The organism is Stieleria sp., assembly GCF_041595215.1.
GTDB classification, from domain to species: Bacteria; Planctomycetota; Planctomycetia; order Pirellulales; family Pirellulaceae; genus Stieleria; species Stieleria magnilauensis.
Genome location: NZ_JBFHKV010000139.1, coordinates 1 through 11,611, shown reverse-complemented (window position 1 = coordinate 11,611; position 11,611 = coordinate 1). Strand labels below are relative to the sequence as shown.

Below are 11,611 nucleotides of genomic sequence, written 5' to 3'. Positions count from 1 at the left end.
ATCCCGGAATCACTCGCCGGATCGAGTGCAAACTCAAGTGTTGGGATTTCGCCGCTTAGCAGTCGAACGTCATCGAGGACAACGTAGCTGTCCGAGTCCCCGAATCCAATCAAGTCGAAATATAGTGTCGCTTCGGTGCCCGCAGGTACACCGCTCAGATCGACGGAGATGGTCGAACCGCCGAGCGAGGAGACGGAATCACCGGAGGTGGCAGCGTTAGGAACACGGACATTGGTTCCGAAGTGAACCTGTCCGGTCGGTTGCGCGTTCAGCAAGGCGTCGGTTTGAGTCAGCGTGGCGGGCACGTCAACCAGCGGTTCGCCGGAATCCGCGTCGAGCAAGGCGACTTCAAAGACGTCGCCCGGTTGTCCGGCGGCGCCGCGAAGATCAGCATCGACGATCGTGAATTGCAACGCCGACGTGCCGTCGGGCACCGTGAATGTTTGCGACAGTCGCGTATTGCTGCGATCGTGTTCCCGCAGCATGGCGGCGCCGCCGACCACGCGAACGTCACCGCCAGTGCTCCAGCTTTCGGGCAGCAGATCCGTCGTTGCCGTGTCAAACGTTCCGTTGGTCACGTCGAGCGGTGCGGCGACATGTAGGGCCGTCGAGTGCGGAGATGCGGCGACCGTGTGAGTGTTCTCCAACAGATCAGTCGCGTGTGGCAATCGACGCACGCCGACCGGCAGCGAGTGGTTCATCAAGGAGTGGGGATTTTCGCCAGAGTGATGCAAACCGATTGCGTGACCCTGTTCGTGCAGAATCGTGGTGACCAGATCGACTTTTCCGTCGGCCGGTCCGCCTGGAATCGCAACGTATTGGTTGGCTGTGGAATCCCAGAAGAACTCTTCGGCGGTTTCAGGGGTCGGATCAATGAACCAGCCGTGCCCGGCTGCATCACTCGAGAGCAAAAGTGTTCCGGGGTCATTGGCCGCCGATTGGTAGGTCGCCAGAACGCCGTCGGAAAGATCGACAAACTCCAGATCGACGCGGGAAAGCTGAACGAGATCGCTTTCCCCGGCGCCGACGGTCACCCAATGTTGCGCGCTTACCGTCGCCAATGGGTCAAGATTGGAGTCGATTCCCGCATCACTTCCACTTGGCGTGGTGATCGAGTTGGCTGGAGGAACGACGGAGGACTCCAGGACCAGATTTTCCTCCGTATCACAACTGACGTTGTGGCAGAAAATGTTGATCCGCTCGGGAGGCTTGTCGTTGCCGTCTTTGTCTTTACCGGGCCACGAGTAAGTGCCGGAAACGATTTCCTTGTCGTCCCAAAAAACCTTTGCTCCGAAGTTCAGTTCTGCCGAGAGCAAGAGATCAGATTTCGCCTTGACCTCGAACCCTTCTTGTGAGCCATAGGTGACCGTCAATTCGGTGGGAACTTCAGCGAGGGCTGATCCTTTGATGTTGGCGGACGCCGCCTCAAATTCGAACAAGCCACCGAACAAGGTAGCATTGATTGCCGCCCTCGCGTCCACCTGAGCAGCGAAGACGGGGTTGGCAATAAACTTCAAGTACGTTTCGTCACCGCCCACGAACGTTGGAGAATCTCCCGTCAGGTCAAGCTTCATCTGTGCGGCGATTGTCGCGCTGACCACGTAACCCGACAGTGATGCCAGCAGGCCAAGCTCCACTTCGAGGCCTAAGATACCGGCTACAGTAGCCACCGGAAACGACATCGTTTTCGGTCCAAGCTCACCGCTTTCCGGGTCGATCTCGCCATATTTAAAATCGAAAAGTTTGAATCCTGTGGAGTACTTGGAGGGAAAGGGTGCTGAAAGCGAATCCAGTTCTTCCGGTAAAATGCTTCGCTCCGGCAGCGCTACGGTCAGGAATGTTGCGCCGAGTGTGATCGGATCAGCTTCGAGTGTAAGTTCCAGACCGGCATCGGAAAGCGCTCCCTGGCCTTCGATCAGTTGCTTGCCGAACAGTCTGACATCTGCTTCCAGCTTGTCTCCCTCAGCTTCGACTTTGCCATCGACGTTCCAGGGGATCACGACGGTCGTGTCGAGACCGAGTTTTGAATAGGTTGCGAGGTCGATGCCGGTGAAGAGTTTGACTGCTTCTGCTTCAGCGCCGAATAGCTCGTGATTCAATTGATCGGGCATGAACAACTCGATGAGGTAGCTGCTGCTGCCGAGGTTGAAACCGGCTGTCCTCTCCTCGTTGGTCACTGGATCGAGCTTAGGCACTTCTCCGATCCAATCCGGTAGTTCGACTTTGAGAATTTGTTCGGGACTGCTCTCGTTGAATCGAAACGCGTCGGTATTCGTGGAGTTAGTGGGAACCACGAAAACTTTCATGTCCGGCTTGCTTAGGGCCTTCTTATCCTCGTTCGGGTCCAGATTCTTACCCTTCTCGAGATCGACGAGATCAGCAGTAGAGAACTCGAATGCGTCCTCGTAGGACATTCCCTCTTCAATTTCGAATGTCAAGTCCTTTTGATCGAACAAGAAATTACCATCGCGGTCTTCGAATCGCAGTTTCAGGTTGTCGTTGTAGACCTCGGGAAGCGGTAGGTCTATCAACCGAGCACGGAACTCGACTTTGTGGTCAAGGGTCTCGATGAACCGCAGATCCTCAATTTCAAAGTAAGGCGTCTCGGTGGCTGAGCCTTCCTCATCGGGGGCGGTCTCTTCGATGCCTTTCGCATCGAAATCGAGTTCCAATTCGTCTTCGACCACGATCGTGCCGTTGTAGGTGACGATGGGCTGGGAATTTTTGTCCAGGGCCTGGATCACAAGCGGGTGTTCGCCGCCGTCGAGCAAACCGACGTCATACTGAAAGAGCGTTTGCGCTTCATCAACCGGATTCACGTCTTCAGACGACTCGGGTGCCTTTCCGTCCAGCATCACAAGGTTGCCACCGATCGTGATACGGAATGTCTCTGCGTCTTCTAAAGCCACATCGTTAAGGGTGATCACAAAGTCATTGACCAAGTCGATACCCTTTAGATAGCGACCAAAAACCGTTGCTCCATTGCCCGGTTCATCGGGCGTGAAGAGTTTCTCCGGATCTCCCTCCTCGGCCAGGTTGATCGGCTGAAGCGACACATCGATCCGTGGCGGAATCCGTTGCAGGTCCAGTCCCCAAGAACGGCCAAGCGGCAAGGGGGCGCGACCGGAAACGGGTTCCATCTTGTTGGTCTCGGGGTTGTACTTGAGTCCCGATTTGACATCGATCGCTCCGTTGAGATCGTTCAGGGGTTTCAGGTTGCGCTCTTCCTGAGAGCCTCCGATCGCCGTCTGAATGAGCAATTCCGCATCGTAGATAAACATCCCGCCCCGAGAGCTGCCCAAATTGGCTCCACCCGAATTGACGAACAAGTATTTTCCGTCGGGTGACAGTTCCATCTCGAACCACCAGCCGCCGTCTACCGGGCGGGTCGCTCCCAGTAGCTTGCCACCTTCGACATCGACCACGCCGATCGTGCTGCCGGCGGGCAGGTCGGAAAAAACACCGCCCGCAGCGAGCCGGCTGCCGTGAACTCGACTGGGGACATCTGCGTCGAAATACGCGAACCCGGCGACAAACGCGTACTTACCATCCGGGGACAGAATCACATTCCGAGCGTCATCGACATCAAACGTGTCTTGCTCGCTTCCCAGCGTCAGATTGACCGTACGCCCGGCGGAAAGACTCGACGTTTCATGTGAATAGGTGGAAAACTCGATGCCGCGTTTGTCAGCGCTGACGTAGTTCGCGATGGCGATTTGGTCCGTCTTGTCATCAATTCGAACGACCGAGACATTGCTCACTGCAGGTTCCACGCTTCGCGATCCAACCACTTTTCCAATCGGTTTGCGGTTCGGACGGATGTCAACGAGGAACAATTGCCCGTTAGAAAAGTTGGAATCTCCCGATGATTTCGGGCGAATCTGAGTCGGTACCGTAACCAACAGCGTTTCTCCGTCGGAGGTGACGGCCATCCCGCGGACGCCCACCGGGATGGAAAGAGAGCTGCCGCCGGCGGATTCCCCATCGGAATCCGCATCTTGGATCGGCTGCTGAAGCGGCAAGGTGCGGATATGTTGGTGGAACGTTTTTGAGTTGGAATCGATATCGACGATATATAAAACGGCCCGGTTTCGGTCGCCCACAAAAGCAAACTTTCCGGCCGGGTCGATTTCGATGTCAAACGGTGTGGCGCCGCTTGTTTTCGACAGCTCGATTGTTGCGATCTTACGCTGAGCGATCGGATCGATCACCGAGATGTTGCCTTGACGCGAGTCCCGAAGGTAAGTGTTGGTCACGTAGGTTCGCGAACCATCCGGCGTGGTGGCAACACCGTACGGCGCGTCACCGACCGCGATCGACTGGATTCGCTGCGGTGAAGTGGGTGAGGAAAGCGAAAGTAATTCCACCTTGTCCTCTTGGAACAGCGCCGTCACCACTTGCTCGAATGGTGGCGAGACTTGCACCGAGTTGCTGTACTGGTGCGTCGACTGTCCGATGGAGTGTTGCACGCTGATCCGGAACGTTCCCACCGCCATTCCGTCTGGGATTTCGACAACCATGTCTCCATCGGGAACTACCGGGATGGTTGTCTTGGCCTCAAATACGACCTTGACCGTTTCCGTTCCTTCGGCGGTCAGGTTGGCACCATGAATTTTCAGCTTAGCCCCGGGGCCCGGATTTAGAATTTCCACCGAACTGATCATCGGTGACGGTTGAGTGAGATTGAGCTCGGGCACCGGTAACGTAACCGGCGTAATGCCTTTGGTGATCGGCACGGTCAACGTTTCAAAACTGGCTTCACCCACTTCCGGAACCGCGATAACGGTGATCGGCTGCGGGGCGATGCACATCGTCAACGCCACTTGGTCTTCCTGACGTTCGAATTCGGGATCGGTGTTCGTTCCTTTCCAGATGCTGTCGGACAGCGTCTCAATAAATTGTCCGACCGCGTACTCGATCTTGGTGCTTGCAGGAGCGAGTGGAGGATTGGGGGTCGAAAGTATCCCAGCCATCACAGCCGTCAGGCAGCCTTCCAAGCTAAAGACTCGCACGCCGTCACTGGAGTCGACACCGGCGAACGGAGGCGAAGTGGTTCGTGCGATCCCATCCGCACCGACCACTGCCACGTCTTCCTGTAACAGTGCGTTGCGATCGTTGCCGTCCGGTCCGGGCACGGTGCCAAGTCGATAGATCTGTAACTGCGTTCCCGCCGGTACGCTGGCCGGCATCGGAACTGCCAATTGCACCGGAACGCCCAATGGTTGATCGCCCAATTGCAGATCGATTGCGCCGACAACGTTGGTCACTTCGGCCGGAATGTTGAACGGCAAATCACCAAGCGACACCGGCGCGATGCCGAATGTCTGCGGCAGGTCGAGCACGCCAGCGGGCACTTGCAACAACGATCCGTCGCTCCCTCGAACCACGCCGCCCTCAGCTCCGATGACGGCCGGTCCGCTGACGGGTGTGTCGACCGTCACGTCGATCCGTTGTTCCGTGCCACCGCTGATGATCGTGACCTGCGCGGTGCCCGGATTCTTGGACGTGATCAATCCTGTTTCGGATACTTCGACAACGTTCGGATCGCTGACGGCGTAGAACACGTTTTCGGGAATTCGTGGCTGAACGAAGGAGCCGTTCGCCGTCAATACGATTTGCCGCGTTCCTCCCTGATCGGGTAAAGCAATCGACTCCGGGTAAACCTGCAAATCAATTCGCCGCTGATTCGGCCGGGGGTCGTCCGCGTCAAACACGTTCAGCGGCGTGCTTGCTCTCAGCCCCTCAGCTTCGACCGTCAGCACGGTCGTACCGGAATTCACCGGTGCGATCCGACCGGTCGTGTCCACGACTGCGACGTCGGGATCGCTGGAGACAAAGGTGACATACGAATCAGGCAGCGGGACGTCCTCTTGATCGGCAAAATCGCCGACCGCCGCAACACGCAACAGGCCACCGCTGGTCAGACTCGGTGAGCGATTGACGAAATCAATGCCGACCAGCGGCGCGCCGCTGACATCGATCGATATCGCGGCCGCCTGTGACGTGTTGTAGCCGTCGTGCGCGGCAACCTCGATCGTTGCCGTACCGACAAATCCATCGCTGGGGACGAATCGAACATCTTGACCAGCGACGACCGTTGCGGTGCCGCCAACGACGTTGCCAATGCTCAGCGTGACCGCGTCGCCTTCTGGATCGACTACCAAACCGCCGAGCGAAATATTGAGTTCGAGGTTGCGATGCGTGCGGGTGGACGGCGCCGCGACGTCGGGACGTTGATTGGTGGAAAACTGCAGGTTGCTCCCCAAAATCTGAACATCTGCAGCGCCGACGATACCATCCCGATCCAGATCAAACGCGAGCTGATAGCCCGGGTCGGCGACCGTCAGACCGAACCCGGCGTCGAGCAACTGCCCATCGGTTCCGTCAACCCGCCCATCGGCATTGATGTCTCCGCTTATTTCGATTCTGAGCGTGTACTCACCTGACCCCAAGGTGTCTGACCCCAACACCGACACGACCTTTAGTCCAGAGGAATCGACGGCAAAGAGGGCAAACGAGCTTGTCGCATCGGTGCGTGTCGTCAGCGGAATCAGCCCATCGATCTGCGGGACGGCGGGTGCCAGCGTGCCGCTGACTTGGTCAATCGAGACGCTCAACAAGACAATGTCGCCGCGTGTGCTGTTAAGTTCCGACGGACGGATGTGGAAACTGTAGCGGTCGGTGCCGCCGGCGGCGAGTTGGCCGTCAATGATCGTTCCGTTGAATTGCAGCGCCGTTCCAACGTCGCCTTGCAGAGGTGTCAACGACAATGTGGGATCATACGCGATCGTTTCGCCTCCGGCGCGACGCTGCGCGATCGCGAGGCGTCCTTGTCCACCGGTTTCGTAGGCGTAACGTTCGACCTGTTGGCTCGAGCGACCGGCCGAGATGAGTCGTCCCTGGGCATCGTATTGATAGCGGATCGGTTGATCGCCCGGCACCAAAACTTCGACGATGCGTCCCTCACGATCGCGAGCGATTTCGATCCGTTCACCGTTGGATGCGATGATTCCTGAATCGCTGAAGACGAAGGTCGTTCCGCTCGGCGTAATCAATTTCTCCGTCGTACCCTCGGCGTTCAAGCGGTACACCGTTCCGTCGGCGGCGATCAACTCGAAAGCGGGACCATCGAAACGGGGATCGGCGGGATGATAGGGCAACGCACGCGTCAGTTCATAAAAACGCCGGCCCGACTTACTGAGCACCGTGTCGGCTGATCGAAGTTGGTAGCCACCGCCGGCGTCGGCTATCCAGTTCGGGCGATAAACCGTGATTCCACCCGCCGACTCGGCGGTCGGTGCAAAGGTGAATCCGATCCGATCACCCGTCGGGGCCGTCAAATACAATCGGGTACCAGATTGGTAAGGCGCAAACTGGCCCAGCGATTCGCGTCCAGTCGAATTCACATCGGTTTGCAGTTGAAGGTCACGATCGGTCCACCTCCATCCGGTGCCGAAGCTTTCCGGAGTCTCCGCCGCGAAGGAATCGTAGCTGCGCCGCAATTCGAAGGGCTCGCCACCAAGAGCAGCAGACAGGTCGGTTTGCATCTTTGTATAGCGGTTCAAATTGGATTCGCTTGCAATTTCCAAGACCGTCTCATCGAACGATTGCCGTCCGTCAAAATCCGTGGCGGTCAGCCGCAACCGGTAAAGGCCGCTCCGGAAACGGTTCGGATCGATTGTCGCCAGCACACTCGACGCGACGGACGTGCTGCCCGACCCGACCGTTTGCAACGCTTTGCCGCCGAGCAAGCCCAATTCCAATTTCCAGCCATCCAGGTTCGCATCAGTCGCCGTGCCGAGGATCGAGGTGGCGTTTGCGATGATTGCGCGATCCAGGTTGGTAGCGAGCGAAACCGACGGCGCTTCCCGATCGATACCGGCTCGTACCTTCAGGGTCGTTTCGGCCTGTCCCTTTTCTCCTTGAATGTTGGTTGCCGTTGCCGTGACGGTGTATTTTCCGGATGCTGCTGGGATAAATTCTCCACGACCTCGGCTGTCCAGAACCAGCGGCTGCCCGTTGATGTAAATGGCGCGGTCGGCCACCTTCGAAAAGCTGCTGATTGACGATCGGATTTGAACCGTCTGACCAGGAACGACAGGAAAACTTGGCGTCAGTTCGATGCGGACGACGGGTACCTCCGGTGTGAGCGATGCACGCAAAATTGCTGCCCGACTCGCCGAGGTCCGTCCGTCCGAAACCAAATACGTGACGACGTAATCACCGACCTGACCTGCACCAGGTGTCCAAGTCAATCGACCGCTTGACGGATCAAGCGTTGCCCCGGTCGGCAATCCGTTCGCAGAAAAGGTCAGAGTATCGGCATCGAGATCCGTGGCGTCGATCACGAAGTCGAGCGTCTGGCCGATTGTCACTGCGCGATTGCTGACCTGCACGGTCGGTGCACGATTGACGTTGGCAATCGTGAGCGAAACCTCGATCGTGTCGGTCCCGCCTGATCCATCGGTCGCTTCAATAGGGAAGGTGTACGATCCCGCCTGGGCGAATGTCGGTGTCCAGGTGAAGGCACCCGTGTACGGATCGAGTTGCGCTCCAGCAGGCAGTGAGGGCGAACGCAGCAGTATCGGCTCACCTTCCAGGTCATCTGCGTTGACGACAAACTGTAACGCTTCGTCTTCCAATCCCGTCTGCAGTGGCAAGGGTGTCAGAATGGGAGGTTGGTTGTTGTTGGCGATCACAATCGAGACCGTCTCGTTGTCGCTCAGGTGGCCATCGGTCGCCGAAAACTGCACCGTGTAGGTGCCGGCCTGGAACAGATTGGGGGTCCACCGCAGCCTTCCAGACAACGCATCCAATTCAGCTCCCGGTGGAAGATCGTCGGCCCGATAGGTGATCGCGTCGCCGTCCGGATCGGTCGCCGTCAGTTGCACGTCGAGTACGTCCTGCTCGGCGACTGCCAGTGTTCCGATGCTTTGGAGTTCGGGCGCGGTGTTGGTCAGTTTCACGATCAGGTTGACCGTTTCTTCAGCGACCAAGATATTTGTTGTATCCCCATTGCCACTGTCCTCGACCCGGATCGTCATCGTGTGAGTGCCGACATCATCCGCACTGGGCGTCCACTGAAACACTGCTCGGCCGTAGATGGCTTGGGGGGTCAACGTCGCACCCGCTGGCAAACCGACAGCGCTAAAGGTAAGCGCGTCTTCGTCCAGGTCGGTGACGCGTAAAGATAACTCGATCGGTTGGCCGACGACCGCGACGCTGTCCCCGATAGTCGAAAGGACTGGTGGCTCGTTGGGTGATTCGACGCTCACGACAAACGTCGACGTGTCACGGAAGATTTGACGCGGATTGCCGTCGCCGTTGTCCGTCGCAATCAACGTAATTGGATAGTCGCCCCGATGATTCGCTTCCGGCGCAATTGACAACCGGCCGTTTCCGCTTCCGTCATCGACAAACGTCATGAACGATGGTAGCGGATAGCCGGGCAACCCCGATGCTGCGAGCGAGAGCGGATTGCCGTCCGCATCGGTCGCTACGATCGGCAATTCGATCACGTCTCCGCGCCGCAGCACCACGTTGTCGATCAGATCCAGCACGGGCGGGCGATTGGTGTTCAACACTGTGATCGGAACTTGGACAATGTCCGATTTTGGCAGCCCCGTCTGGTCGCCATCATCGGTGCTGGTGAACTCGGGTGTGTAGTTGCCAGCAGCGTCAAAACCGGGCGTCCATTGGAACATGCCGGTTTCCAAATCGAAGGTCGATCCCGGTGGCAGATTCGACGCCGAGGTGACGATCGTATAGGGAACACCAAATGTTTGCGTTTCAATCAGTTCGCCGCTGGGATCTCGCTGCGGCGGCAGGGTACCCGGGCGATCGGGATCGTTCGCAAACACTTGAAACCGAACGGTTTGCCCTTCCTGCACCACCCATTGCCCGACTGCATCGGTTCGGGGAGCCGCGTTCTCGTTCAGCGCGGTGACCTGTAGCGTCAGTTCAGTGACGTCTACTCCATCATCGACCGTGATAGGAATCTCGTATTGGCCGACTTGCGTGAAGTCGACGGGCCAAGTGAACAGACCGGTGGTCGGATCAAGCGTGGCGCCATAGGGGAGGAACGAACTCGTAAACGTGAGGTCGTCTCGGTCCGCGTCGCTCGCCTGTAAGCCAATGCGGACCGTTTCGCCTTGCCGCACGGTGATGGCTGCGGGTGTCACCACCTGCGGGGGTTGATTGACCGGTTCGATCAACCACTCGGTCCTCGAGACGGTGCGAAGTCGACCATCGGTCGCCACAATCGTAATGCCGGGATACGTTCCGGCATCTGCAAAACCGGGTGTCCAACGGATCGTGTTGATCGATGCGTCAAATCGAGCACCCGCCGGCAAGTTTTCAACCCACATCACGATCGGATCGCCGTCGGGATCGCTCGCTCCGATTCGCAACTCCATCGGTTCGTTCTCGGAACCAACCAATGGCCCATCGATCGTTTCGATCACGGGCGCGCGGTTGCCGCCGTCGACGTCGATCGTAAACGATTGCTCTGCGAATCCACCTCGGGTGTCGTAAGCACGCACTGCCACGTCAACCTGTGCCGAACTGTCCTGATTCGGCGTCCATGTGATCTGACCGGTTGTCGTATCGAGACTCATGCCCTCGGGAGCGTCAACAAGCAGATAGGCGATGCTGATGCCATCCGGGTCGTTGGCAACCGCCTGGTAGGTGTATCCCTCATCGACCACAGCGTTAACAACGGGCTGACTGGAAAAGAGCGGTGCCTGGTTTACGGTCGGCAATGTGTACAGTCCATACTCGAAAATCAGGCGTTGACCCTCCGGATTATCGACTGTAATGGTCTTACCGGTCACCGATTCGCCAGGTCGCAATCGGCCATCGACTAGCTGGTCACTCAAGTCGAGTAACCACAAATCGCTACCCGACGGACGCGCTGAGTCTTGCGGCTGCCCAACGAACCAGTCTTGTGGATTGACGACAAGCAAGGCCGGCAGAGACAGATCGAATGGGGCTCGGTTGATGAGCGATGCATCGTACGAAATCGTTTGGTTGGTTCGGTCCGAACGAGCCTGGCCAAATTCGAAATCGACGAACGGGGTGAAGTCGGAAACGGCGGTGAAGGAAGCGATAAAGTCGGTTCCCATCTCGATGCCCTGAACACTCCGCACATCGGCATCGACCGTCAGCGTGTAGACGTCAGGAAGGAGTGCACCGAACGACAACACAACGGTTTGTCCGGCGGAATCGTACGACACCGACTCAATCTGCACCGTTCCGCTGTCGACGCCTTGCAGCGCGTACAGGTTCGAGTTCACTACGGAGCCGGACTCTTCATCGCCGCCTACGAACATCGCTTGATCAAACGTGATTTGAACGCTCCCCAACGGCAGTGCCGCGACGCCGTTTTCAGCGGGGTTGGTGAAGGCGACTTGGGGGGCGATCAGCGGTTGTAGGACGTCGACTTGGTTGGATTGGCTGATCAGCAGCCTGCCGTCGGCGGTGGCTTGGACGATGTCGCCGCGGGTGCCTCCGGTCGCGACGGGGGTTTGTTGCCGTGTGGCGAGGTCGACCATGATGAGCTCGCCGCCAGCGTTCAAATCGCCGGCGTTGCTGCTGATGAAGAGCAAGCCTT

General features: G+C 57.9%; 1 protein-coding gene. It reads right to left on the bottom strand.

Annotated elements, in window-relative coordinates:
- A partial coding sequence (locus tag ABX749_RS07820; protein WP_372895479.1) for a putative Ig domain-containing protein occupies nt 1-11,552 on the bottom strand: 11,552 nt, incomplete at its 3' end.
- Nucleotides 11,553-11,611: the final 59 nt, after the last annotated feature.